This is a genomic window from Streptomyces sp. TG1A-60, from assembly GCF_037201975.1.
Classification (GTDB): Bacteria; Actinomycetota; Actinomycetes; order Streptomycetales; family Streptomycetaceae; genus Streptomyces.
The window spans coordinates 3,935,764-3,961,449 of sequence record NZ_CP147520.1; the positions used below are offsets into that span (position 1 = coordinate 3,935,764).

At 71.2% G+C, this 25,686-nt stretch carries 16 protein-coding genes and 3 pseudogenes; 9 read left to right on the plus strand and 10 right to left on the minus strand.

Features of this window, described 5'->3' with window-relative positions:
* Positions 1 to 48: 48 nt before the first annotated feature.
* Positions 49 to 1,860 carry a lysyl oxidase family protein gene (locus tag WBG99_RS16845; protein ID WP_338897094.1) on the minus strand — a complete coding sequence of 604 codons (1,812 nt, stop codon included), beginning with the start codon at positions 1,858 to 1,860 and terminating at the stop codon, positions 49 to 51.
* A 417-nt stretch (positions 1,861 to 2,277) separates the two neighbouring features.
* Between WBG99_RS16845 and WBG99_RS16850 the strand changes: the two genes are divergently transcribed.
* Positions 2,278 to 3,552, plus strand: coding sequence for a hypothetical protein (locus WBG99_RS16850; RefSeq protein ID WP_338897095.1), 1,275 nt, complete (start codon positions 2,278 to 2,280; stop codon positions 3,550 to 3,552).
* Between the two features lie 96 nt (positions 3,553 to 3,648).
* On the opposite strand, the pseudogene WBG99_RS16855 reads toward WBG99_RS16850, so the two are convergent.
* From WBG99_RS16855 to argG, 3 genes and pseudogenes are all read right to left on the minus strand, one after another.
* A pseudogene (locus WBG99_RS16855) lies at positions 3,649 to 3,825 on the minus strand (helix-turn-helix transcriptional regulator); the annotation flags it as partial.
* The gene (locus WBG99_RS16860) at positions 3,794 to 4,117 is read right to left on the minus strand and encodes a transcriptional regulator (protein WP_338897097.1); all 324 of its coding nucleotides are present in this window, start codon (positions 4,115 to 4,117) and stop codon (positions 3,794 to 3,796) included. The pseudogene WBG99_RS16855 and the gene WBG99_RS16860, both read right to left, overlap by 32 nt.
* A 190-nt stretch (positions 4,118 to 4,307) precedes the next feature.
* Positions 4,308 to 5,759, minus strand: a complete 1,452-nt coding sequence (argG, locus tag WBG99_RS16865) for an argininosuccinate synthase (RefSeq protein ID WP_338900367.1) — start codon at positions 5,757 to 5,759, stop codon at positions 4,308 to 4,310.
* Between the two features lie 83 nt (positions 5,760 to 5,842).
* On the opposite strand from argG, the gene WBG99_RS16870 reads away from it, so the two are divergent.
* Entirely contained in the window at positions 5,843 to 6,319 is a 477-nt protein-coding gene (locus tag WBG99_RS16870; protein WP_338897098.1) for a diadenosine tetraphosphate hydrolase, read from the plus strand.
* 138 nt (positions 6,320 to 6,457) lie between these two features.
* Here the strand turns inward: WBG99_RS16870 and WBG99_RS16875 are convergent, their stop codons facing one another.
* On the minus strand, positions 6,458 to 7,849 hold the full coding sequence (locus WBG99_RS16875) for a serine hydrolase domain-containing protein (RefSeq protein WP_338897099.1): 1,392 nt from the start codon (positions 7,847 to 7,849) through the stop codon (positions 6,458 to 6,460).
* A gap of 311 nt (positions 7,850 to 8,160) precedes the next feature.
* Positions 8,161 to 8,417: pseudogene (locus WBG99_RS16880) on the minus strand (hypothetical protein); the annotation flags it as partial.
* Between the two features lie 414 nt (positions 8,418 to 8,831).
* Here WBG99_RS16880 and WBG99_RS16885 point away from each other — a divergent pair.
* Positions 8,832 to 12,812, plus strand: coding sequence for a glycoside hydrolase family 2 TIM barrel-domain containing protein (locus tag WBG99_RS16885; protein WP_338897100.1), 3,981 nt, complete (start codon positions 8,832 to 8,834; stop codon positions 12,810 to 12,812).
* A 105-nt stretch (positions 12,813 to 12,917) separates the two neighbouring features.
* Here WBG99_RS16885 and WBG99_RS16890 read toward each other — a convergent pair.
* A pseudogene (locus WBG99_RS16890) lies at positions 12,918 to 13,052 on the minus strand (HAD family hydrolase); the annotation flags it as partial.
* A gap of 160 nt (positions 13,053 to 13,212) precedes the next feature.
* On the opposite strand from WBG99_RS16890, the gene WBG99_RS16895 reads away from it, so the two are divergent.
* A complete protein-coding gene (locus WBG99_RS16895; protein ID WP_338897101.1) occupies positions 13,213 to 14,607 on the plus strand; it encodes a glycoside hydrolase family 43 protein in 1,395 nt (464 codons plus the stop codon).
* 301 nt (positions 14,608 to 14,908) lie between these two features.
* Here WBG99_RS16895 and WBG99_RS16900 read toward each other — a convergent pair whose 3' ends face one another.
* A complete protein-coding gene (locus WBG99_RS16900; protein WP_338897102.1) occupies positions 14,909 to 15,343 on the minus strand; it encodes a hypothetical protein in 435 nt (144 codons plus the stop codon).
* Positions 15,344 to 15,732: 389 nt separating this feature from the next.
* Between WBG99_RS16900 and WBG99_RS16905 the strand changes: the two genes are divergently transcribed.
* Both WBG99_RS16905 and WBG99_RS16910 read left to right on the plus strand, forming a co-directional pair.
* On the plus strand, positions 15,733 to 16,620 hold the full coding sequence (locus WBG99_RS16905) for an ABC transporter ATP-binding protein (RefSeq protein ID WP_338897103.1): 888 nt from the start codon (positions 15,733 to 15,735) through the stop codon (positions 16,618 to 16,620).
* Positions 16,617 to 17,468, plus strand: a complete 852-nt coding sequence (locus tag WBG99_RS16910; RefSeq protein WP_338897104.1) for an ABC transporter permease — start codon at positions 16,617 to 16,619, stop codon at positions 17,466 to 17,468. The genes WBG99_RS16905 and WBG99_RS16910 overlap by 4 nt, the downstream gene beginning before the upstream one ends.
* Positions 17,469 to 17,675: 207 nt before the next feature.
* Here the strand turns inward: WBG99_RS16910 and WBG99_RS16915 are convergent, their stop codons facing one another.
* Positions 17,676 to 18,629 carry an LAETG motif-containing sortase-dependent surface protein gene (locus WBG99_RS16915; RefSeq protein ID WP_338897105.1) on the minus strand — a complete coding sequence of 318 codons (954 nt, stop codon included), beginning with the start codon at positions 18,627 to 18,629 and terminating at the stop codon, positions 17,676 to 17,678.
* Between the two features lie 480 nt (positions 18,630 to 19,109).
* Between WBG99_RS16915 and WBG99_RS16920 the strand changes: the two genes are divergently transcribed.
* The 3 genes from WBG99_RS16920 (at position 19,110) to WBG99_RS16930 (ending at position 23,713) form a co-directional block, all read left to right on the plus strand.
* Positions 19,110 to 20,123: an ATP-binding protein gene (locus WBG99_RS16920; protein WP_338897106.1), complete on the plus strand. Its 1,014-nt coding sequence runs from the start codon at positions 19,110 to 19,112 to the stop codon at positions 20,121 to 20,123.
* A 17-nt stretch (positions 20,124 to 20,140) separates the two neighbouring features.
* Positions 20,141 to 20,533, plus strand: coding sequence for an SCO5389 family protein (locus WBG99_RS16925; RefSeq protein ID WP_338897107.1), 393 nt, complete (start codon positions 20,141 to 20,143; stop codon positions 20,531 to 20,533).
* 420 nt (positions 20,534 to 20,953) lie between these two features.
* Entirely contained in the window at positions 20,954 to 23,713 is a 2,760-nt protein-coding gene (locus WBG99_RS16930) for a SpoIIE family protein phosphatase (protein ID WP_338897108.1), read from the plus strand.
* Positions 23,714 to 24,252: 539 nt separating this feature from the next.
* On the opposite strand, the gene WBG99_RS16935 is transcribed toward WBG99_RS16930, so the two are convergent.
* Entirely contained in the window at positions 24,253 to 25,206 is a 954-nt protein-coding gene (locus WBG99_RS16935; RefSeq protein WP_338897109.1) for a hypothetical protein, read from the minus strand.
* Positions 25,207 to 25,686: the final 480 nt, after the last annotated feature.

Consider the following 25,686-nt stretch of genomic DNA (forward strand, 5'->3'; position numbering starts at 1 on the left):
TCCATGACCCGGGGGCCTTACGCCGTGCCGGGGCCCGCGCCCGGTCCGTTACGGCGCGTCGATCAGCTCGTGCGGCGGTACCTGGACCGTGCGGGCACCCGGCTCGCCGCCCAGGATCACCTTGCGGAGGGCCACGTTGTTCTTGTGGTTGGTCTCCTGCAGACGGTTCTCGGGGTTGGCGATGACCTGGATGTGGTACGTGCCGTTCGGCAGGTCGGTGATGTCGAAGGACTGGCCGGGACGGTACTGGGTGTACGTGTCGCCGGAGCCGACGTCGAGGACCTCACGTACGGAGATGGAGCTCTCCTCGCCGCAGGCGGTGGACAGGTCGGTGTTCTCCGGGTGCCAGTTGGCGTTCTTCACCGTGTAGTCGATGGCGTCGGTGTTGGCCAGGCAGAACGCCTCCTTGCCGGAGCGCACCTCCTTGGTCTGGTCCTCGCTGAGCAGGCGGTAGCTGGCGAAGTCCGTGAAGTGCCAGTGCTCGTGGCCGATGCGCGGGTCCCACTCCATGGTGCCGGTGGGCGCGTAGCCGACCTGCTTGCCGCGTGCGTCGTAGAAGTACTGGTACGCGTCCATCAGGTCCGCGCCGGGCTTGCGGAAGCCGTCGACGACGAGGGGCGCGGGGCCCGCGTTCCAGACGTTCGCGCTGAAGGCGAGGTAGTCCTTGCCGGGGACGTCGCCGTCCTCGCCGTCGGTGATGGAGATGTCCCAGGCGGGCAGCGACCGCAGGTCCGGCTTGGGCACGCCCGCGGGGGCGCCAGCCTTGCCGGTGGGCCGCTTGGCGGCGGGCTTCAGCGCGGGCGCGATACGGGAGCCGTCGGTGTGGCCGGGGCCGTCGCCCAGGTGGTCGGCGAGGCCCCGGTCCGCGAGGGCGTGGGAGAGGGCGGGCGGTGTCGGGGCGTCGGCGCCGCGCGGGCCGTAGTGGTGCCCGTCGTGCGCCGCCCGGCCGGACGCCGGATCCGGCTGCGCGGTGTGGCCGCCGTGGCCGCCGCCGTGGTGCGCGGAGGACGACGACCTGGAGGCGGTCAGGCCCTCGCCGCCGCCCTCCTCCACGGGCTCGTCCCGCACGGTCACCTTGATGGTGGGCCGGTCGTCGGGCATGCCGAACAGGTCGCGGTACTTCTTCGCCACGCCCACCCGGGCGGTGTACTCGCCGACCGGCAGGTCCACCGACCTGTCGTAGTCCCACGAGGTGGTGTTGGTCGCCCAGCCCTTCGGAATGCCCCACACCGAGCCCAGCGTCCACGGGTTGGTGGAGCAGCTCTGCGGATAGTGGTTGGTCGCCGGGGCGTCCGGGCGGATCCGGCCCGAGGCGTTGTTCGGGCAGAAGGTCCCCTCGCTCGTGGCCACCTCGTCGCCGGCCGTGTTCCTGACCGAGACCTCCAGAAAGCCGGGCAGCCCGGAGAAGTCGTCGACCAGCCCCTTGGGCAGCGTCCTCGTCTTCGTGGTCCTGCCGTCGCGGAGGATCTGCTTGGCGACGATCGGGTCCTTGTACGACTTCCGCTTCACCTGGAACTCCAGGGGCGCGTTGTCGACCGAGATGTACGTCCCGAGGTCCAGTTGGACGCCCTCGGACCACTCGTAGCGGGTGAGCGTCACGGAGTTCGTGGCCGCGATCAACTTGAGCTGCGGCTTCCCGGGCGTCGCGGCGGGCGCGGCACCGGCGCCGGGTGCGGCACCGGCCATGGCGGCCACGACGGTGAGCGACGCCAGGGCGGCGAGGCCGGGGCGCTTCAGACGTCTGCGCAGGCCCTGACCGGTCGCCCGGTCGGTCGTCCCGTCGGCCGTCCCGTCGGCCGTCCTCCCCGCCGTCCCCTCGGTCCCCGGATCGTTGCTCGGGCTGGTCGTGTTGCTGGTCATCGGTTCCTCGTCTGCGAGTGCCATGGTCAGTGGCAGCGGACTGGACAGCCCACGGACGACGACCGAACGGCCGACCGAACAGGCGCACCCCACACGCCTCGGGCCGGGCCGGACTCTCTCCGCCCTCCCTGTGAGCAACCTATGAGACTGGTAATCGTTTGGCCGGGTTGCCTCCTGACGGGGAATTCGACCCAACGGGCTACGAGCACGGCCCAAACACATGCCCGCACATCCCTGCGGAACCGGCCCCAAGTCCCCGGGGAATCCGCGCAGGAGCGTCACACAGCCTGCACGCGGCCCTGAGAATGGCTCGTTAGCGTTGCTGAGCGCTCGATCCGCTCGATCCCACGTGCGAACGTGACGAGACCGGGCCGCGGCCCGGCGGGTCGACGGCATGCCGACACAGGAAAGACCTCGATGGACTACTGCTCCTCATGTCGCCGACATCTCAACGGCGCCCTCGTGTGCCCCGGCTGCGGCGCCTACGCCCCCGACATAGCCCCGGCCACGGTCGACGGCCACGCCGTCGCGGCCACCGGGTCGGCGATGTTCCCGATGCCGTCGGCACCCTCGGAGACACCGACGCTGCCGGTCGTGCCGACGGTGCCTGCGGCGACGTGGGAGTACGGTGCCGCCGTCACGGGCGGTGGTTGGTACGACGGCTCACTGGCGGGTGGCTCACCGGCCGGTGGATCGATGGCCGGTCGGCCACTGTTCGACGGGCGGGGTTTCGACGGACCGGACCTTGACGGACCGGGCTTCGACGAGTTCGCGGTCGACGGGCCCACGGCCGGGTTCGACGGGGACGAGATCGCGCGGACCGAGCGGCTGCTAGTCGACGGGCCGCACGCCACGGCGATGGAGGCCGCCGGGCCGGGGGACCAGGGCCTGCGGGCCCGCACCGGGGAGGCGCCCGGCGTCGAGGACATGGACGCGGACGTGGGCCTGGACGTGGAGGGCTCTCCGGCGCTGTCGCAGGGGCGGGCCGCTCGGCGCCGTCAGCTGGCGCGGTGGAAGAAGAACCAGCGCCGGGCCGTGGTCGCGACCGCCGTCGCGCTGGTCGGCGGCGGCCTGACCGTCATGGGGATGGACCGGCAGTCCACCGACCGGACCCAGGCGGCCATGGCGCCGGACGCCGAGACCCTGGGCGCCGTCAAGGAACAGGGCTCGCAGCGCGGCCGTGCCTCGGCGACGGAGACCGACGACGCCCGCAGCACGTCGAACACGCCCGGCACGCGGTCACCGGCCGGCAACACCTCGCGCGACCGCTCCGCCGCCGATCTCCCGAACTACCGCGCGGACAACCCCGGCTCCGCTGGTACCGACTCCTCGACGCCGTCCGCCCAGCGGGCGCAGACCGGCTCCTCGGGCGCCGGCAAGTCGCTCACCGACACCGTCGCCGGCATACCGGCGGACGAGACGACCACACCTCCGGCCACCGGCAACGCGGGCTCCTCGACGGACCCGAGCACGGGCTCGGACGCTGCGGGGACGGACACGGGGACGGACACGAGCACCGGCTCCGATTCCGGCTCGGGATCGGGATCGGGATCGGGCAGCGGCACGGGCTCCGGATCGGACACGGGCACGGGCACGGGCACGGGCACGGGCACGTCGGACGGTTCGAGCTCCGACACGGCGACGACCTCACCGTCGGGCCTGTGCCTCCTCGGCGTCGTGTGCGTGAGCTGACGACCGAACGCCCGCACGCGCACCGACCGCCGACCGGTCAACCGACGGACCTGATCAACGTCGCTGGAGGAGCACCGCTCTGCCGAACCGGCGCGGTCAGTGCTGCCGCACATTGCCCGGGATTCCCCGGTCGTACGCCGCGGCCACTGCGGTCGCGCGGTCGTTGACACCCAACTTGGCGTACTGGTGCGTGAGGTGGGTCTTGACCGTGGCCTCGCTGATGAACAGGGTGCGGGCGAGCTCACGGTTCACGGCGCCCTTGGCGACCCAGGAAGTCGGCCGACTCTGCGATGCGGCGCAGCTCTCTCAGGTGGGCCGCCAGTGCCTCGCGGCCTGCATGTGTCAGTGCGAGCCAGGTCCTGACACGGGAGCCGAGGGTCTCCTTGCGCAGCGTCAGATAGCCGGCTTTCTGAAGGGCCTTCAGCTGCTTGCTCAGTACAGAGTCGCTGACTCCGGGCGCGTCGCGCACCTCGGAGAAGCCGAGTGATTCGACGGAGCTGAGCATCGCGCAGATCCGGAGGCGGTTGTACGGGTGGATCACCGCATCAGAGGCTGCCTCGGTCATCCTCGCTGCCAGGTCCAGTCCAACTCCCGTGCTGCCACGTTCGATCGCTCCCAGCGGCCAGGCCGGGTGTGCCTTCGGTGTGCCGGGGCGCGGCATGCCGACGGGAGCCGTTGAGGGGCCGGGCCGGACGTGAAGGGGCCGGCCCGACACCCACCGTGTCGAGCCGGCCCCTTCTGCTCCTGGCCGGCGGTCAGTCCGTGCCGAACTCCATCGCCGCGCGGTCGAGGAGCTTGTCGGCGTCGGAGCCGGTGGTCTCGCCGCGGGAGGCGATGGCCTCTGCGCCGCCCTCGGGGAGGCTGCCGATGAGGCCGGTCGCGGCGGCCTGGGCGGCGCCGATCGCGGGGCTGCCGGTGCCGATGAGGCCGAGGACGGCATACTGCTCCAGCTTGGCGCGGGAGTCGGCGATGTCGAGGTTGCGCATGGTCAGCTGGCCGATGCGGTCGACGGGGCCGAAGGCGGCGTCCTCGGTGCGCTCCATGGACAGCTTGTCGGGGTGGTAGCTGAAGGCGGGGCCGGTGGTGTCGAGGATCGAGTAGTCCTCGCCGCGCCGCAGCCGCAGGGCGACCTCGCCGGTGACGGCGGAGCCGACCCAGCGCTGCAGGGACTCGCGGATCATCAGGGCCTGCGGGTCGAGCCAGCGGCCCTCGTACATCAGCCGGCCGAGGCGACGGCCCTCGGAGTGGTACTGGGCGAGGGTGTCCTCGTTGTGGACGGCGTTGACGAGACGCTCGTACGCGATGTGCAGGAGGGCCATGCCGGGGGCCTCGTAGATGCCGCGGCTCTTGGCCTCGATGATGCGGTTCTCGATCTGGTCGGACATGCCGAGGCCGTGCCGGCCGCCGATGGCGTTGGTCTCCATCACCAGGTCGACGGGGCTGGCGAACTCCTTGCCGTTGACCGTCACCGGCCGGCCCTGGTCGAAGCCGATGGTGACGTCCTCGGTGGCGATGTCCACCTCGGGGTCCCAGAAGCGGACGCCCATGATCGGCTCGACGGTCTCGACGCCGGTGTCCAGGTGCTCCAGGGTCTTGGCCTCATGGGTGGCGCCCCAGATGTTGGCGTCCGTGGAGTACGCCTTCTCCGTGCTGTCCCGGTAGGGCAGCCGGTGGGCGACCAGCCACTCCGACATCTCCTTGCGCCCGCCGAGCTCGGTGACGAAGTCGGCGTCCAGCCAGGGCTTGTAGATCCTCAGGTGCGGGTTGGCGAGCAGGCCGTAGCGGTAGAACCGCTCGATGTCGTTGCCCTTGAAGGTCGAGCCGTCGCCCCAGATCTGGACGTCGTCCTCCAGCATCGCCCGGACCAGCAGCGTGCCGGTGACCGCACGGCCGAGGGGGGTGGTGTTGAAGTACGCCCGCCCGCCCGAGCGGATGTGGAACGCGCCGCACGTCAGTGCGGCCAGGCCCTCCTCGACCAGCGCGGCGCGGCAGTCGACCAGGCGGGCCACCTCGGCACCGTAGGTCTTCGCGCGGCCGGGCACCGAGGCGATGTCGGGCTCGTCGTACTGGCCGATGTCGGCGGTGTAGGTGCACGGAACGGCACCCTTGTCGCGCATCCACGCGACCGCGACCGAGGTGTCGAGCCCGCCCGAGAAGGCGATGCCGACGCGCTCGCCGGCCGGAAGAGAGGTGAGGACCTTGGACATAGGAAGAGTATGCATGCTAATGCATGATCATGCAAAAGTGACGTGCGTCCCACGGGGTCCTGCGGGCTGTAGGGTCGTCGGCCATGGCGGCTGGGGAGTGGCGGGCCGATCGGGTCGGGAGCGCGCTGCGGGGCGGGAATCCGACCGTGCTGCGGAGACTGACGGCCGGGTTCGCGGTGATCGGGGACACGCAGTTCCTGCCGGGGTACTCGGTGCTGCTCGTGGACGACCCTGCGGTGGGGCGGCTGTCGGAGCTGCCGACGGACAGGCGGACGGCGTTCCTCGCGGACATGGACCGGCTGGCAGAGGCCGTCGAGCGGGCCTGCGGGCGGCTGGATCCGGCGTTCCGGCGGGTCAATCTGGAGATCCTGGGGAACACCGACCCGTTTCTGCACGCGCATGTGTGGCCCCGGTACGCGTGGGAGCCGCCGGAACGGGTCGGCCGGCCGGTGTGGCTGTATCCGCCTACGCGGTGGCGCGACGAGCGGTACGCGCTCGGGCCGCGCCACGACGGGCTGCGCGAGGCGATCGGCCGGGAGCTGGACCGCCTCGCGCCGTGACCACCGCCGTCCCCGGCTTCCGCCGGACGACGGACTGCACAAGCCCCTCGGGGGGGATGCCCCCGTCCCTCCTTCTCTATCCACCGGCCGGCGGTGGGTCAGCGCGGGACCGTCGTCCCCGTCGGGAGTCCTCGGCCGTCAGCGCGGGGCCACCGCGTGGGGCCCGGTGGACAGGTCCGCGCCCGCCAGGCCGCCGGGGAGGATCCGCCCGGCGTCGGCCTCGGCGATCCGGGACTTCAGCCCCGCCCCCGAACCCGTACCCGGCACCGAGCCCGCACCCGACGCCAAGCCCGCCTCCGTCCCCGGGTCCGGGCAGAGCGCCTCGACGATGTGGACGTTGATCGCCGCGTCGATCGGGCTCGGTTCCAGGGCCGTGCCGTCCGCGTTGGGGCGCTGGTACTTCATCAGGTTCCAGCCCATGGAGAGCTGCCGGTCGCCGTCCGCGCCGGTGAGGCTGATGGTGCCGGCGCCGAAGACCGCTCCGTCGTGGCCCCAGAAACGCCCGCAGCCGGGGAGGTCGAGGGTGTAGATCCCGAGGCCGTAGTCGATGAAGGCGCCCGGCGCCACCTGCACCGGAACCGTGCGCTGCATCTCGGCGAGGGAGTCCCGGCCGACGAGGTCACCGGCGAGCAGCTTGCGGTAGAAGCGGTTCAGGTCGTCGGTGGTGGAGACGATCGCGCCCGCCGTGTAGCCCCAGGACATGTCGTAGACGCTGTAGTCGCGCGGCGGGTCGATGAGACCGTGGAAGGACTCGTACATCCTGGGGTGCGGGCCCTTGATGTAGGGGGTGCGCGGGAACGAGGTGTGACGCAGGCCGGCGCGGTTGATGACGTGGCGCGTGAGGTACGTCGACGCCTTCTGGCCCGTGACCTTCTCCAGGATGAGGCCGGCTATGACGTAGTTGGTGTTGGCGTACGTGCCGTGCGGCCCGCCGGGGGCGCCGGTGGGCGTGGCCGCCAGGCCCAGCCGCACCAGTTCCTCGGGTGCTATGGACCGGAAGCGCTCCTCGTCGAGGCTGGCGGTGGAGTTCTGGGTGAGGGAGGGGAAGGCGCCGAGGATGTAGTCGCCGATGCCGCTGGTGTGGTTGAGGAGCATGCGCACGGTGATCGCGTCGCCGCGCTCCCGCTCGGTGTCGGACGTGTCGAACAGCTCGGGGACGTAGTCCGTGACCGGGGCGTCGAGGCGGACGCGGCCCCGCTCCACCTGTTGCAGGATCGCCACCGCCGTGAACGTCTTGCTGATGCTGCCGACGCGGTGCCGCATGTTCGGGGTGACCTCGCGGCCCGTGTCCACGTCGGCCAGACCCGACGCACCGGTCCAGCGCTCCCTGCCCTCCCGGACCGACGAGTACGTGCCGTACATGCCGGCCTCGTGGATCGCGTCGAGCGTGCCGCGCAGCGCTGCCCGGTCCAGGGCGGCGGGGGCCGGGGTCGTGCCCGCGGCTCTCGGCGCGGCCGACACCGCCGGCGCCGCCGTGACGAGCAGCAGGGTGGTGCCCAGGGCAGTTCCGACGACACGCTTGATACGCAAGGCGAGTTACCTTCCCGATGGTCCTGACGTTCCGGATGGTTTTGACTTTCCCGGTGTTCTGACGGCCCGCGGGTCAACTCCCGGGCCTCGTCAGGTAATTGTCACGAGCATCGGTGCGCCATACATCGTTCCCGCGGACGATCAGGTTCACAGTGGCGCCATGACATCTGTCATGGACATCGGTCGTGTACGTCAGTCGTGTACGTCAGTCGTGTACGTCAGTCGTGTACGTCAGTCGTGTACGTCAGCCATGGCGAAGCCGCGGCCGACCTGCTGTGTGGTCAGCCGCGGCCGTCAGCCGGGGAGGGTCGTCAGAGGCCGTACCGGTACTTCAGGTGACGCCAGAAGTCGCGGAACATCCACTTGTCGAACTCGGTGATCCGGGCCGCGCTGCCCGCCTTCATCAGGAGGCAGCACTGGCCGGTCGGGGACCAGTCGTAGAAGTCGTCGAGGCCGAAGGTGTGGCCGACCTCGTGGAGATAGATGTGGATGTTCTCCTGGTTGAGGGCGCCGGTGAAGTAGGCGCGGCCCATGCGCTGGCCCAGTCGCCGCCGACGCCGCCGCCGAAGTTCTCATCCCGGGCCTGGACCGCTCGTTCGGTGGCCGGCTGCGCCAGCGACGGACTCGTCAGGCCGGGCGCCAGGAGCACGGCGACGACGGCGACAAGCACCGTGAGCAGTCTCGCGATACGGGTGCGCATGGTGAACTCCCTTGGTGGGGGCGGGATTTCACGTGTCTTCATGTCACCGTGCAGTTGCCGCCGACCCCTGCGGAGGTTGCCGCCGGATCCGGGTGTACATGCGCCCGCGTGGACATATCCGAATGGCACCCCCTTCCCCCACTCAGGACTGCACAAACTCCGACAGATTCATTGCTCACCTCTGTTCGAAGTCCTAGGGTAGGCGCGGCTTTTCAACAACATCGGACATCATCCGACGCTCCTCCGTACGTGCACCCGATTGTCGTCGAGGAAGGCCCGGTCATGCCCCACCCGCACCCGCAGCCGCAGTCCCCCGCAGGCACCCCCGCCCGCCCCTTCGTGAGCCGCCGCCGTCTCCTGGAGGGCGGCGCCGCCCTCCTCGGTGCCATGGCCGTCCCCTCCGGTTCCGCGTTCGCCGCCGCCCGCACCGAGGCGACAGCGGCCTCGGCGGCCGACGGCACCCCCGAGTGGTCCGGCGACATCGCGCTCTACCAGGTCGGCGCGGAACCGCCCCACACCACCCTCATGCCGTACGCGAACGTCAGACAGGCGCTCGCGGGCGACCGCACCCGCTCCCCGTACCGGCTGAGCCTCGACGGCAAGTGGAGGTTCGCCTACGTCGACCGGCCGGACGACCGCGACGAGGACTTCTACCGGACGGACGTCGACGACAGCTCCTGGGACACCATCCCGGTGCCGTCCAACTGGCAGCTGCACGGCTACGACTTCCCCGTCTACGTCAACATCACCTACCCGTGGTGGGGCCCGAACGGGCTCGGCGAGGAGGCCCAGCCGCCGGCCGCGCCCACGCGCTACAACCCGGTCGGCCAGTACCGGCGTACCTTCCGCCTCCCCAAGGACTGGACGGCCGGCGACCGCCGCACCTTCCTGCACTTCGAGGGCGTCAAGTCCGCCCACTACGTGTGGATCAACGGCGAACTCGTCGGCTATCACGAGAGCTCGTTCGACCCGGCCGAGTACGACATCACCCAGCACCTCAAGCCGGGGACGAACCAGATCGCGGTCGAGGTGTACCGGTACTCCGACGGCGACTGGCTGGAGGACCAGGACATGATCCGGCTGAGCGGCATCTTCCGCTCGGTATACCTCTACTCCACGCCGGCCGTGCACCTGCGCGACTTCAAGCTGGACACCCCGCTCAGCGACGGCTACACGGCCGCGAAGCTGTCCGTCACCGCGAGCGTCCGCGCGTACGCGGCCGGACACGAGGGCTCGTACTCCGTCGAGACGCAGCTCTACGACGACCGGGGGCACGCCGTCTGGTCGCGCCCCCTCGTCCGGTCCGTCGACGTCGGCGCGTCGGCCACCGGCGAGGACGTGACCGTACAGGCCGCCAAGTCCGTCCCCTCACCCGAGCTCTGGTCCGCCGAGCACCCGACCCTCTACACGGCCGTACTCCGCCTGCGCGACCCGCGCGGCAGGGTCGTCGAGACGCTCTCCCACCGCGTCGGCCTGCGCGAGTTCGCCATCAAGGACGGGCTGATGCGCATCAACGGGCAGCCGGTCTCCTTCCGGGGCACCAACCGGCACGAGATGCACCCGGACCGGGGCATGGCGCTCACCCGCGCCGACATGGTCGAGGACATCGGGATCATCAAGCGGCTCAACATGAACTCCGTCCGCACCTCCCACTACCCCAACAACCCGCTCTGGTACGAGCTGGCGGACGAGTACGGGCTCTATCTGGTCGACGAGACGAACCTCGAAACGCACGGCATCCGCGACAGGTACCCCGGCGACCACGCCGACTGGACGACGGCGTGCGTGGCCCGCGCGCGGAGCATGGTGCACCGCGACAAGAACCACGCCTCCGTCGTCATGTGGTCGCTCGGCAACGAGGCGGGCGGCGGCTCCACCTTCGTCGCCATGCGCGACTGGATCGAGTCGTACGACCCGACACGTGTCGTCCAGTACGAGGGCGACGACCGGCCGGCGATCAGCCAGATCCGCTCGGAGATGTACGACAGTCCGCAGCGGGTCGAGCAGCGGGCCAGGGACACCTCGGACACGCGGCCGTACGTGATGATCGAGTACTCGCACGCGATGGGCAACTCCAACGGCAACTTCAAGAAGTACTGGGACGTCATCCGGCGTTATCCCGTCCTGCAGGGCGGCTGGATCTGGGACTTCGCCGACCAGTCGCTGACCACGCCGGTCCCGAGGCTGAAGGTGTTCACCGACGCCGGCCCGAGCGGGCTGCGCGGCCGACTCCTCACCGGGGCGGGGACGTTCAGCCGCGACAAGGGCCTGACCGGCGCCACCGGCTTCACCCGCGACGCGGCCCTCGACATCACCGGCTCCCTGACGCTGGAGGCATGGGTCACCCCGCACGTCACCGGCGGCCACCAACCGATCATCGCCAAGGGCGACACGCAGTACGCGCTGAAGCAGTCGAACCGGAGCATCGAGTTCTTCATCCACGGCGGCGGCCAGTGGGTCAGCGTGAGCTGGGCACTGCCGGCCGACGGCTGGACCGGCCGCGAGCACCACGTCGCCGGTGTCTTCGACGCCGAGGCCGGGACCGTCACCCTCCACGTCGACGGTGAGGCGAAGGCGACCCGCACCACCACCCGGCGCCCCGGCGTCAACACCGCGCCGCTCGCCCTCGGCACCGACACGGACAACCCGACGCGGGAGTTCAGCGGCACGATCCGGCGGGCCCGGGTGTACGCGCGGGCGCTGACCGCCTCGGAACTGGCGTCCGGCAGCCGTGGACCCGGCGACGACGGGGTGCGGTTCTGGTTCGACGCGGCGACGGTGAAGGTGAGCGAGCGCCGAGCGAAGGAGCGTTGGTTCTTCGCGTACGGCGGTGACTGGGGCGACAACCCCAACGACGGGGTCTTCGTCGCGGACGGCATCGTCAAGGCGGACCGGGGCCACACCGGCAAGGCGGCCGAGGTCAAGCGGATCTACCAGGCCATCCTCGCGGCACCGGCCGACACCGACGCCGACGCGAACGCGGACGCGGACGGCGCCACCCTGACGTCGCGGTCGGTCACCCTCACCAACGAGTACCTCTTCAGCAACCTCCGTGCCTTCAACGCCCGTTGGTCCCTGATCGCCGACGGCGAGGTGATCCAGCGCGGTCGCCTCTCCTCCGCCCAGCTGAACGTCCCGCCCCTCTCCGCCAAGGACGTCACCGTCCCCTTCCGCCTCCCGTCCCGCCCGGCACCCGGCACCGAGTACTTCCTCCAGCTCTCCTTCACCACCAAGGAGCGCACCCCGTGGGCCAGGGCCGGCTTCGAGGTGGCCAGGCGGCAACTGGCCGTCGACGCGGGCAGCCCGGCGGTGGCCCCCGTACCACTGGCGAGGGTCCCGAAGCTGAGGTACGAGGACGGGCCGGACGAGATCACGGTCACCGGCCGGGGTCGCGACGGCTTCTCGGTCACCGTCGACAAGAAGACCGGCACGATCACGTCCTACCGGGCGGCCGGCACCCGGCTGATCAGCTCGGGCCCCGTGCCGAACTTCTGGCGGGCGCCCACCGACAACGACCACGGCAACGGCCAGCACATCCGCAACCAGACCTGGCGCGACGCGGGCACGAACCGCGAGGTGACGGACGTGACCGCGCGCGCCCTGGGCGACCGGGCGGTCGAGATCACCGTCAAGGGCACCCTCCCGACGACCGTCGAGTCGACGTACACCACCACCTACACGGTCTTCGGCAACGCCGAGATCAAGGTCGACAACACCCTGCACCCGGGCGCCGCGTCACTCCCGTACATCCCCGAGGTGGGCAGCCTGCTCCACCTCCCCCGCCGCCTCGACCGCCTGCACTACTACGGCCGTGGCCCCGAGGAGAACCACTGGGACCGCAACAACGGCACCGACGTGGGCCTCCACTCCGGCACCGTCGCCGACCAGTGGTCCGGCTACATCCGCCCCCAGGAGAACGGCAACAAGACCGACATCCGCTGGGCCGCCCTGACCGACCGCGACGGTGTGGGCCTGCTGGTCTCCGGTGAGCCGTTGATCGAGGTCAACGCCTCCTTCTTCACCCCGGAGGACCTGTCGACCGGCCTGCGCCACGACTACCACCTCACCCCCCGCGACACCGTCGTCCTGCGCGTCAACCACCGCCAGATGGGCGTCGGCGGCGACAACAGCTGGGGAGCCCACACCCACGACGAGTACAAGCTCTTCGCCGACCGCGACCACACGTACACGTACCGGCTGCGCCCGCTGAGGGACGTGGACGAGGCGATGACGAAGTCGAGGAGGCCGACCGCGACGGAGTAGCCGGCATGACAGAGCCGGCGTGACGGCATACGACCACGACAGACGCTCGGCCGGGGTCTCCCGGTCGAGCGACTTGCCGGCCCTCCCCCTATCACCGGTACAACGTCAACTCCGCTTCTCACCAAGTGCTGTGCGCAGCCAGTCCAGAGAACCGGTCGCCAGTACCGCCTCGGCGAGTTCGTTGGCCGACTTCGTGGTGAGCCGCCCGCGGCTGTTGTCGATCCAGCGCTGGGCGTTCTCTTGAGACACGCTGCCAAGAATCCCCTGTGCCACCAGCGTTGACTTCCACCCCTCCCGGCTCTACTTTCGCCCAGCCGATACGTTCGGTGAGCCGATCTTTGTTCGACATATCGGACCCGGATTCCTGCAACGGTCAGAACAACCAGAAGTGGAGCCGGACATGAACGACTCGCAAAGACAGGGCCCCTCCCGTCGCCTCTTCCTCGGCATGGCGGCCACCGTCCCCCTGGCGGCCACCGGAGCGCTGACCCTCGGCGCCGGCACCGCCCACGCCGCCGACTCGGCGTACGCGATGGTCTACTTCACCGAGTCCAACACGATGCTGGAGGCCGACTACGGCCTCCACCTGGCCGTCAGCCGGGACGGCCTGAACTGGACGCCGCTGAACCAGAACGCCCCCGTGGTCACCCCGACCCTCGGCGCCGGCGGCATGCGCGACCCCTTCGTGATGCGCAAGCAGGACGGCACCTTCGTCGTCCTGGCGACGGACCTGAAGGGCACCGACTGGAACCGCGACAGCGTGCACATCCACGTCTGGGACTCGACCGACCTGCGCACCTTCACCGGCTACCGGCTGCTCAAGCTCCACGACATGACCACCACCCACAGCTGGGCCCCGGAGGCCTACTGGGACGCCTCGCGCGGCCAGTACGGCGTCCTCTACTCGTCGGTGAACAGCAGCGGCCACAACGTGATCATGGTCAGCTACACGACCGACTTCCGCACCACCCTCAGCACCCAGGTCTTCTTCGACCCCGGCTACGACGTCATCGACGGCAACCTCACCGTCGGCGTGAACGGTGTCAACTACCTCTACTACAAGAGAAACCAGCAGCTCGTGGGGGCGCGGTCGACGTCCCTCGCCCCGGGCGGCTTCACCCCGTTCAGCACCCCGGTCGCACACGGCGGCACGGAGGCACCGACGGTGGTGAAGTCCCTGACGTCCAACGCCTGGCACCTCTGGGGCGACACCTACGCCCCCAACGGCGTCTTCTACGTCTGGCAGTCCAACGACCTGGCCTCCGGCACCTGGACGGCCCTCGACCAGAAGCTCTACACCCAGCCGCTCAACTCCAAGCACTGCGGCATCCACCCGATCACCTCGACCGAGTACGACAACCTGCTCGCCAAGTGGGGCGCCCCGGCCTGGAACCGGCTCAAGTCGTACAACTACCCGGCCCGTTACGTCCGCCACAGCGACTTCGTGGGCCGCATCGAGGAATACCCCTTCGATCCGTTCCCGGACTCCCAGTGGAAGCTGGTACCGGGTCTCGCCGACTCCTCCGCCGTCTCCTTCCAGTCGGTCAACTACCCCGACCGCTACCTCCGCCACTACAACTACGCCCTGCGGCTCGACCAGAACGACGGCACCTCGACGTTCGCCGCCGACGCCACGTTCGTCCGCACGGCCGGCCTCGCGGACTCCTCCTGGTCGTCCTTCCGCTCGTACAACTTCCCGTCCCGCTACCTCCGCCACAGCGACTACCTGCTCCGCGTCGACCCCGTCTCGACGGCGACGGAACGGGCGGACGCGACGTTCCGCGTGGGCTACTGAGGCGCTGCCCCGGTGACCTGCCGAGGCCGCACGCTGCCCCACCCGCCGGGGCGTGGGCAGCGTGCCGGGCGCGAGGCGGGCCGGGATGCCGTGCCGCCGGAGACCGGCTATAGTTGATCACGAGCCGCTCACCGGAACTCCGGGAAGCACTCGCTGCGTTGGTGGTCCAAGGAAAGACGCCCCGCTTCCTGCGGGGAAATGCAGGTGCAAGGCCTGCCCAGCGCTCCATCCCATGAGCCCCGCTTCGCTCCGTGCGAAGCGGGGCTCATGCGTTGTACACGAAGGCGTACGCCGGCGGCGGCTACGAAGCGCCCCTCTGACCCAGGTCCCTGATCGTGCCGCCGACCTTGGCCTTCAGCGGATCCAGCACGGCGGGCTTGGCGGAGATCGCCCAGCGGGGGCCGACCAGGTACTTGCCGCCGTAGATGGTGGCGGACTCCAGCCAGACCTCCTTCAACTCCTCCTTGGGAAAGGTGGTGATGACGAAGTCACCGTCGGCCGTGTGGCAGACGCCCTCGCGGAGTTCCTCGGCCTCGGTCCGGATCTTCACCTCGCAACCCGTGAGCTGGGCGATCACCTCCACCTTGGCCGGCGCCACGACCGCGGCCACGGGGCTGGACCCGTCCGCCGCCCTGCCCGCCGCCTTGTCCTCGTCACCACCGCCGCACGCCGCCACCAGCGGCAGGACGGCCAGGCTCGCAGCCAGCGCGGCACCCCGCGTCAGCTTCCTCACCACGTCCTGTTCTCCGTTCGCCTTCTCCGTACCGGGGTCTTCGTACTGAGTGCACTCGGCCAGGGGTACGTATCGCGCCCGTCGGATGCTCAGTCGTTGAGTGCTTTATCAGCCGCGTCGACCACGTTCTGTGCTCAGCCACGCTTCCGTGCACCGTTCGGTAATGTGTTCGTCCGGGGAGGGCCCGAACGGCTGCTGCCAGCGGCAACGGCAGCCACAGCCGTAGAACGTCTCCTGACCACGGACGTCGGCGCGGCCTTCGGCTCCTGACCCCGGAGAACGGACCACCGAACGGACGGGGGAACACCGATGACGACCGCTCACGCCCTGCCCGGGGTGGGGGCAGCCCACCACCGGAGAGCGACACGGTCATCGACGTACGGGATCTGCGGATGCGTTACCGCAGCCAGGACGTACTGAAGGGGGTCGGTTTCACGGCCCGGCGAGGCGAAGTCGTCGTGCTGCTCGGCCCGAACGGCGCGGGCAAGACGACCACGATCGAGGTCCTGGAAGGCTTCCGGATGCGCTCGGCCGGTGACGTGACCGTCCTCGGCACCGATCCGGCTCGCGGGGACGAGCGGTGGCGTGCGCGCCTGGGCATCGTGTTGCAGTCCTGGCGCGACCACGGCAAGTGGCGGGTGCGGGAACTCCTGGCCCATCTCGGCTCGTACTACGCGCCGTACTCCACCGCCCTCGTACGGCGGCCGTGGGACGTCGACGAGCTCATCGCCGCGGTGGGGCTGACCGAACAGGCGGACAAACGGGTCGGAACCCTGTCGGGCGGGCAGCGCAGGCGCTTCGACGTGGCCGTCGGCATCGTGGGCAGACCCGAGCTGCTGTTCCTGGACGAGCCGACGGCAGGTCTGGACCCGGAGGCCAGGAACGAGTTCCACGGTCTGGTACGCGGGCTCGCCGACGAGAACACCACCGTTCTGCTGACCACGCACGACCTCGCCGAGGCGGAGAAGCTCGCCGACCGGATCCTCATTCTGGCCGGTGGCCGGATCGTGGCCGACGGCGCGGCCGAGGAACTGTCCCGGCAGGCATCGGCCGAGGCCACCGTGCGCTGGACGCGGGACGGGCGGCCCTTCGAGGAGGCGACGGCCGAGCCCACCGGGTTCGTCCGTCGGCTGTTCGAGGAGCACGGCGAGGCGATCGGCGGGCTGGAGGTGCGCCGGGCGAGCCTGGAGGACACCTACCTGACGATGGTGCGGGAGCTGGAGGCGGGGAGCGTTCCCGATGAGCGGGCGGCACACGCCTTCGAGGAGGGAACGCGATGAGTCCGGTGTGGTACGCGGCGGGAATAGGGGTGCGGCGCGGCTGGACGGAACTCCGGCAGACCTTCACCACCGGCCAGGACGTGTTCGGTTACGCGCTCTGGACGGTTCTGCTCATGTTGCCGCTGTTCCTGGTCGGGGACGAGCCGCTGAAGGGCGCCGACATCTCGCTCGGCGCCTTCATGCTGCCGAGCATGGTGGGGATGACGCTCGCGTTCACCGGATTGATGACCACGGCGCAGTTGCTCGCGACCGAGCGCGAGGACGGCACCCTGCTGCGGGCCAAGGCCGTGCCTCACGGCATGGTCGGCCACCTGGTCGGCAAGATCGTCATGGTGTCGGGGACGGCTCTCGTCTCCATGGCACTCCCCTTCGCCGCGGGCCTGTTCCTGGTGGACGGGGTTGCCCGGCAGGGCGGCGGAGCGTTGCTGACGCTGGTGTGGGTGGTACCACTGGGTCTCCTGGCGACCCTGCCGATGGGCGCCGTCATCGGCTCACTCGTCACCAGTCCCCGCACCATCGGTTTGCTGATGCTTCCGGTGATGGGACTCGTCGTGATCTCCGGGATCTACTTTCCCCTGTCGAAGCTGCCCGAGTGGCTGCAGACCATCGGGCAGATCTTCCCCGTGTACTGGCTCGGCCTCGGTCTCCGGGCCGCGTTGCTGCCGGCCGAAGCGGTCGCCGCCGAGATCGGCGCGTCCTGGCGGCACCTGGAGACAGCGGGCGTGCTGGGTGCCTGGACGGTCGCCGGGCTGCTCCTCGCACCGTCCGTCCTGCGCAGGATGGCCCGCCGCGAGTCCGGGGCCGCGATGGCGGAACGGCACCGGAAGGCGATGCAGCGCGTCGGTTAGCGATGTGCCGGGGATGTCGGCCCGGCCCGTGAGTACGGCACGGGGCCTCGCGGGCCGATGCGGTCGGCCCGTGGGAACGTCGCCCGCGGTGGTGGGGTTCTCGGCGACGAAGGAGCCCACGCCGAGGCGGGTACAGGCCCATTCGCACGAAGGCGGGGCCCCTGGAGTGTGCGTACTCCAGAGGCCCCGCCGCGCGTACGAAGAGGGTCAGGCGCTCGTGCCGCCCGCGCTCCGGCGTCGGGTCACCACGAAGATCGCGCCACCTGCGGCGACGAGGGCCGCCGCACCGATGGCGACCGGGATGGCGTTGCCGCCGCCCGTTTCGGCCAGGTCGCCGCCGCCGTTGGGGGAGGGGGCGACGGGGGTGGACTCGGAAGGCGAGGGCGACTCGCTCTCCGGAGTGTCGTCGGCCGGGGGGTTCTCCTCGGCCGGCGGCTGCTCCTCGGCGGGAGGCTGCTCCTCGGCCGGCGGGTTCTCCTCGGCGGGAGGCTGCTCCTCGGCCGGCGGGTTCTCCTCGGCCGGGGGCTGCTCCTCCGCCGGCGGCTGCTCCTGTGTCGTGCAGTCCTTCGTGCCGCCGTTCCAGGCCGCGATGAGCTTGTCCTTGATGACGGGGCGGTCGGGGCCCTTGGGGACGTCGCCGTGTTCGAAGCCGTCCTTCGCGTCGAGCTTGCCGTCGAACTTCACGGCACCCCGGTAGAGGTCGATCTGGGCGTAGCAGCCCTCGTCCGGGACCGCGATGTCCAGGGAGTCCGTCGCGCCGCGCTTCACCTTGACGGTGTCGAAGTCGATGAAGATCTGCTCGCCGGAGGTGGCGAAGGTCGGGCCGTGGGCCAGGTACGACGCCAGGGAGACCGTACAGGTCGTGGCGTCGGGGGCGGTGCGGACCTTGATGTGGACCTTGCCGTCCTCGGTGGGCTTGAGGCTCTGCTCGTCGAGCTTGACCCAGTCGGCGAACTTCACGCCGTCCAGGGAGAACTCGCAGCGGTCGGTCTCGGTGGGTGTGCCCGCACCCTGGCCGGGGGCGTAGGTCTTCTTGCCCCAACCGTCGCCGCCGGGCGTTCCGGTGGCCCAGGCGGAGCCTGAGGCGGCTGCGGACAGGGCCAGTGCGGCCACACCCGTCCCCAGCAGGCGGCTCACGATGACACGTCTCGCTATGGACAAAGCAGATCCCATTCTCGAACTCGGAACGTACGAGGCCCGGGGCGCGGCGGCGGGGCAGCACGAAGCCGCCGGGGCCGCGCCGGGGTGTGAGCAGTCGTAGAAAAGCGGGCTCAGGGGTCACTTGAGCCACAGGGGGACCATCGTTTCCCAAGGGGTTTGGGCTGTCAACCTCGGGGGAAAGCCCGTCGGCACCCGACTCCGCGGCCACGCCGACACATGAGCACCACACCTGGCACACACACCTGCCACATACGACCCACAAAAGGAATCTTCTGGTCCGGAGGCCTTATGGGCGCGCCACCTGAATCCCGACACCGGGTGGCCGATCGGTAAAAGGTGCCCGACTCCTGTCTGACCCCAAGGAAGTTGCTTCGGGGCCGATTTGACAAGCCGTCCGGCACTCCCGAAGTCTAAGCTCATGACATCCATTTTCATTATCGGCGTCAAGGGTGCCGCCGGCATCGAACGGGGTGACGGCCCATGCGCGTGGCCTTCGTAGGCAAGGGCGGCAGTGGCAAAACGACGCTCTCCGCGCTCTTCGCCCGGCATCTCGCCCGGTCGGGCGCACCGCTGGTGGCGATCGACGGCGACATCAACCAGCACCTCGCGCACGCGCTCGGCCTCGACGAGGACGACGACTTCGGGGCGCCGCCGCTGAGTTCGCGCACCGGCGAGATCAAGGACCATCTGCGGGGCACGAACCCGCGCGTCGTCTCCCGCGAGACCATGGTCAAGACGACCCCGCCGGGCCGGGGTTCACGGCTGCTGCGGCTGCTCGGCGACGACGACATCCACGGCCGGCACGTCGAGCGCGTCGCCGGTGTGCCGCTCATGGTCACCGGCGCCTTCGACGAGAGCGACCTCGGGGTCGCCTGCTACCACTCCAAGCTCGGCGCGGTGGAGCTGTACCTCAACCATCTCGTCGACGGGCCCGGCGAGTACGTCGTCGTCGACATGACCGCCGGTGCGGACGCCTTCGCGTCCGGGCTCTTCACCCGGTTCGACATGACCTTCCTGGTGGTCGAGCCGACACGGAAGAGCGTGTCCGTGTACCGGCAGTACCGGGAACACGCCGCCGAGTTCGGCATCCCGATCGCCGTCGTCGGCAACAAGGTCACCGGCGAGGACGACCTGCTCTTCCTCAAGGAACACGTCGGTGACGACCTGCTGACCCACTGCGTGCAGTCGTCGTACGTCCGCGCGCAGGAACAGGGTCGCGAACAGGGCGAGCTGGAGGCGCACAACCTGCATGCGCTGACCCGGCTGAAGGCTGCCGTCGACGCCCGTACGAAGGACTGGGCCACCTTCCAGCGCCACGCCGTCGAATTCCACCTCCGTAACGCCGCCGCCTGGGCCAACGACGCCACCGGGCACGATCTCGCCGCCCAGGTCGACCCCGAGTTCCGTCACGGGCCGGAGGCGTTCGCGGCCACCGAGTACGCCGCCGAGTCGGCCGCCGCCGAGTCCGCTTCCCCCTCCGCACTCTCCTTCTGATCAGAACAGGAACATCCATGTCGCTCGACGTCTCCCCGCAGTTGCTCGCCGATGCCGAGAACGGCGAGGTGCGGGAGGAGGAGTTCGTGCAAACGGTCCGTACGTCGCTGCCGTACGCGTACGACCTGATCTCCTCCCTCGTCGGTGAACTGCGCGCGGGCACCGCCGAGTTCGCGGACAACCAGACCCCGCCGCCGTCCGAGAAGGAGCGCGGGCAGCTGCTGCGGGCACTGTCCAGCGACGCGATCCGGGGGAGCCTGGAGCGGCACTTCGGGGTGGCGCTCGCCTTCCAGAACTGCCACCGGGTGGCGGTCTTCCCGACGGAGGCGCGCGGCGGTGACACGTATACCCGGTTCACGTCGCCGCGGTCGCAGATCCTCAACCAGTCGCCGGAGTTCCGCGACTGCTGACAGCCGAGCAGCCGAGCACCCGACCGCCCCTCCGCACCCCCTCCCGCGGAGGGGCGGTCGCGTCGACACGCCGAGCGCGGGGGCGTACGGGGGCGTCTTACCGGCGTACGACGGCGTGGGCGGGCCAGGGGAGGCCCGGGGCGGGGGCGGTCGTGTGCGCGACTTCGCGCCGGTTCGTGCGGTCCGCTTCGTCCCGATCCCGCCCGATCCCGGCCGTTCGCGATCCCGTACGTGTGCCGGCTCCGTGTCCGACGTGTGTCTGTTCCGTGCCCGATGCGTGCCGGTTCGGTGTGCGAGTGGGCCGGTGCGCGCGCTGCGGCGTGCGGTCGTGTGATGCACGCCGTCACGAGTGGGGCTGTTTGCGGTCACACAAGGTGAATAATGTGGCCAGAGGGCGTCTCAGCGACAGAGAGGGTCGCCGTGGGGACCGACAGGGACAGGGCCGTCACCCGTCAACGCTTCGACGTGGCCGACACCGCGCCGCTGCTGATCGACGCGGACGGGTGCGTGACGAGTTGGACCCGGGACGCCGAGCGGCTCTTCGGGTACCCGGCGGCCGAGATCCTGGGCCGCAGCGTCCGTACGCTCCTGGTCGACGAGGACGACGAGCGCATCGGCCGGCTGGCCGAGTCCCACCGCGCCTTCGGCGGCTGGTCCGGCATCCTCACCGCCCGCCACCGCGACGGCCACACCATCAAGGTGATGGTCCGGGTCGTCCCGACCCGCGAGACCACCCCGGCGGCCCCCGAGGCCCCGCCGGCCCCCACGACCACCGCCCCCCGCCCCGCCCACTGGCCCACCCCGCACCCCGGCTACCCGGACCCGTCCCGGCCGACGGCTCCACCCTGGGCAGGGAGCAGAGCGGGGACCGGGGAAGAGGCGGAGGCGGAGGCAAGCGCAGGGGGCTCGCCCGAGGCCGGGCGCTCAGCGGCCCGCGAGGTCGGCACCTGGCCGGCCACCGGAAACACCGGCGGCCCAGCGCCCCGGCACAGCCCTCCCGCGCCGGCACCGGCACCGGCACCGGCACCGGCACCGGCACCACAGGACATCGCACCAGACCAGCCGCCCGCCCCCGCCCCCACCCACTGGGTGGCTCTCGTCTCCGATGCCACCGAAGCGGCCGGGTGGGACATGAGTCGTGCGGTGCTGGAGCGGATGACGGCGCGGTCGCCCGTGGGGATCGCGATGGTCGACACGGAGCTGCGGTTCGTGTGGTCGAACGCGGCGTTGGAACGGTTCGGGGGCGGGCGGGCGCACGAGCGGGTGGGGCTCAGACTCGCGGAGGTGCAGCCTGGGCTCGACGCGGAGCGCATCGAGGCGCAGATGCGGAAGGTGCTGGAGACCGGTGTGCCGGTGCTCGACTACGAGCACGTGGGGCGGGTGCGGTCGTCGCCGTACCGCGAGACCGCGCACGCGATGTCGTTCACGCGGCTGGAGGACGATCACGGCCGGCCCATCGGCGTGTACTACACGGTGGTGGACGTGTCGGAGCGGCACCGCGCCCGCACCCGGCTGGCCCTGCTGGACCGGGCCGGCGAGCACATCGGCCGGACCCTCGACGTACGGCGGACCGCGCAGGAGCTCGCGGACGTGGTGGTGCCGGCGCTCGCCGACTTCGTGACCGTGGACCTGCTGGACTCGGTGCTGCGCGGCGCCGAGCCGGGGCCCCTCGGCGACGGTTCCGTGCCACTGCGGCGGACCGCCCAGCAGTCCGTGCACGCCGGGGTGCCGGAGGCCGTCGTGGAGGTCGGCGCGATCGCCTCGTACGCGGTCGGCTCGCCCCCGGTGCGGGCGCTGGTCGGCGGGCGGTCGTGGGCGGAGCCGCACCTGGACCCGATGTCGGCGGAGTGGGCCAGGGCGTTTTCGGGCGGCCGGGCGGTTCCCGTCGAGGCGCTCCGGCTGCACAGCGTGATGATCGTGCCGGTGCGGGCGCGCGGCATCACGCTCGGCATCACCACGTTCTTCCGGCGCGACCGGCAGGACCCCTTCGACGCGGAGGACCTGGGCCTCGCCGAGGAGCTGGTCGGCCGGGCCGCCGTCTGCGTCGACAACGCCCGCCGGTACACGCGCGAGCGCGACGCCGCCCTCGTCCTCCAGCGCAGCCTCCTGCCGCGCCGGCTGCCCGATCAGGACGCGGCCGAGGTCGCCGTCCGCTACCGGCCCGCCGACGAACTGACCGGCCTCGGCGGCGACTGGTACGACGTCATCCCGCTCTCCGGCGCCCGCGTCGCCCTCGTCGTCGGCGAGGTCGCGGGCCACGGCATCGACGGCGCCGCCGCCATGGGCCGCCTCCGTACGGCCGTACGGACCCTCGCGGACCTCGATCTGCCACCGGACGAGGTGCTCGCCCACCTCGACGACATGGTCGCCAAGTCGGCGCGTCAGGAGGGCCCCGAGCCGGGCGGCGGCAGCGTCCAGACGGTCGGGGCACGCTGTCTGTACGCCGTCCACGACCCGGTGTCCGGGACGTGCGCCATGGCCACCGCCGGGCCGTTCGCCCCGGCCCTGGTCGCCCCCGACGGTACGGTCACCTTCCCCGCGCTGCCCGAGGGGCCGTCCCTCGGTGTCGACGGGCAGCCCTTCGAGGCGCTGGAGGTGGAACTGCCCGAGGGCACGGTGATCGCCCTGCACACCGACGGGCTGCTCGCCGATGCCTCCCGGGAGGCGCTGTGCCGCGCCCTCGCCCGGCCCGAGCCCTCCCTGGAACGGCACGCCCAGCGCGTCCTCGACTCCCTCGCATCGGACCGCCCCACCGACGACGTCGCCCTCCTCCTGGCCCGCACCCGGCGCCTGCCCGCGCGCCGGGTCGCCTCCTGGGAGCTGCCCGCCGACCCGGCGCTGGTCTCCGAGGCCCGTAAGACGACCGCCCGGCAGCTCGGCCTCTGGGGGCTGGACGAGCTGGCGTTCACCACCGAGCTGGTCGTCAGCGAGCTGGTCACCAACGCGATCCGGCACGCCGCCGGGCCCATCCGGCTCCGGCTCATCCTGGAACGCACCCTGATCTGCGAGGTCTTCGACGGCGGCGCCACCGCGCCCCACCTGCGCCACCCGCGCACGACGGACGAGGGCGGCCGGGGCCTCTTCCTCATCTCCCAGTTCACCCAGCGCTGGGGCACCCGCTTCCTGCCCGACGGCAAGGTGATCTGGGCGGAACAGTCACTGACGGATCCACCCGCCTGAGCGCTGGTCCGCATTCCGGCTGAGGACCGGTCCGCACAGTGACCTGAACCGCCGTCAGTTCCCGTCCCCCGACCGGCTCGGGCGGGCGCCCGGCGGGACGTACACCACCACCGCAGCGGCCGGGGCCGAGGCGGTCGCCGGGAAGGCGGGGAGCACCCCGAGAGGGGTGGATGTGGGCGCGGCGGCGGTCGCCGGGGTGCTCGTGGCCCGGGAGGTGTCCTCCCCGCTCTCGGCGTCCGGCCGGCCGCGCGGGCCGGGGACCCGGCGTGCACCCGGATCGCCGACCGCTACCCCGTGCGGATCGTCGGCGAGTCGCGCGACCCGCGCCGACGCCGCCCGGCAGAACGCCCTCGCCTTCCAGCAGGACCTCGGCCTCTCCTACCCGAGCCTGCACGACCCCGGCGGACGGGAGTTCCACAAGCTGCCGGACGGGCTGGTGAATTCGCAGATCCTGCCCTTCACGCTGTTCGTCGACCGCGAGGGCCGCATCGCCGGGGCCGTGCAGAGCAGGGTGTCGGAGGGGGATGTGCGGAGCGTCGTCACACGGTTGTCGGAGGAGAGGCAGAGGTGCTGGCAGGCTGCCACCGGGCCGCGGAGGAGTCGCCGTCGACCTCGCCGTCACCGGAGGAGTCCCCTTCGTCCGAGGAATCCTCCTCCTCTGAGGCCTCGCCTTCGTCGGCGGACGGCCCCTCTGCGGTCTCCTCCCCGGAGGGCACCCGCAGCTCCCGCTCCCCCTCCCGCTCCTTCGGCTCCTCCTTCAGGAGGCTCTGGAGGCGTCGGGTGCCCGCCTGGGCCGCGTCTCGCGTGGCGGCCTCGTCGATGCCGTGGAGGCCACCGTGGGTGAGGAGGACGGCGGTGTCGCCGACGCGTACGGCGGCGAGGTCGAGGGTGAGGGCGGCGCCGTCACCGCCGACGGCGAGCCGCAGCCCCTGCCGGGCGTCGCCGATGGTGCCGGGGAGGTCGACGGGGGTCACCTCGGCGCCGTACTCCCGCCCCCGGGGACCGGTGATGGTGAACTCCCGGCACTTGCCGATGAGTCGGCGGACGCGGTCGAGGCGGGCGTCGACGTCGGCCATGTCGTACGCGCCGACGCGGTAGTGCAACTGGGCGCCGTACTCGTCGTCGAAGCCCGTGACGGCCGTGCCGCCCCGGGGCTCACCGAGCAGGTCCTCGGCGTACACCGCGTCGAGGAGTTCCTGGCACTCGGGGAGGTCGGTGCGGCCCTTGAGGAGGCCGTCCCGCCAGGTCGCCGCGCCCTCGGTGCCGGACCACGCGCCGCCGAGGTCCCCCTGGCGCAGTAGTGCGCTCCGGGCGCGGGCGTCGGTGAGGGCCGGTTCGGTCGGGGCGGTGGGGGTGGCGGGGGCCGTCTCGACGACGGCGGCCTCGGGGAAGCCGCGCGGGTGCCCCGGCTTGTCCACCGCGCAGGCCGCCGCCGCTCCCGCGAGCAACCCGACGCCCACGACGCGGGTGAGAACACGGTACGGACGACGCATGGCGGAGCCTCCCGAGAGCCTGACGTTTCCGCTTCTACGCCAGCACCACCGGGGCCCGCCCACCAGTGCACAGAGGCGTACGGGTGACCGGCTCCCTCGTACGGCGCCGCCTGCGTCACGCGGACGCGCGCCCACTGGAAGCCCGGCACGGAGGTCACCGTCCGGGTCGGCGCGGGCCGCACCCGGCACTTCACGATCGCCGCTCGCTGATCGCCGCGGTCGACGTGCGCCGCCGCACCATGACCGTGGAGAAGGACGGCTCCACCCAGCGCGTCCCGGTCACTGCCGGGCGCGCCCGGCACGGAGACCTGGAACGGCACGATGGTCGTCTCCGACAAGCGGCCCCGGGTGTTCATGGACTCCCGCACGGTCGGCCACGGAGACCGGAACCCGAGCCGGGAACGCTGGACGGCGGGCAGTGCCCTGAGGCGACCGCCGGAAAAAACCGGCCGCGGGTGTCATCCGTCCCGTACGTACGCC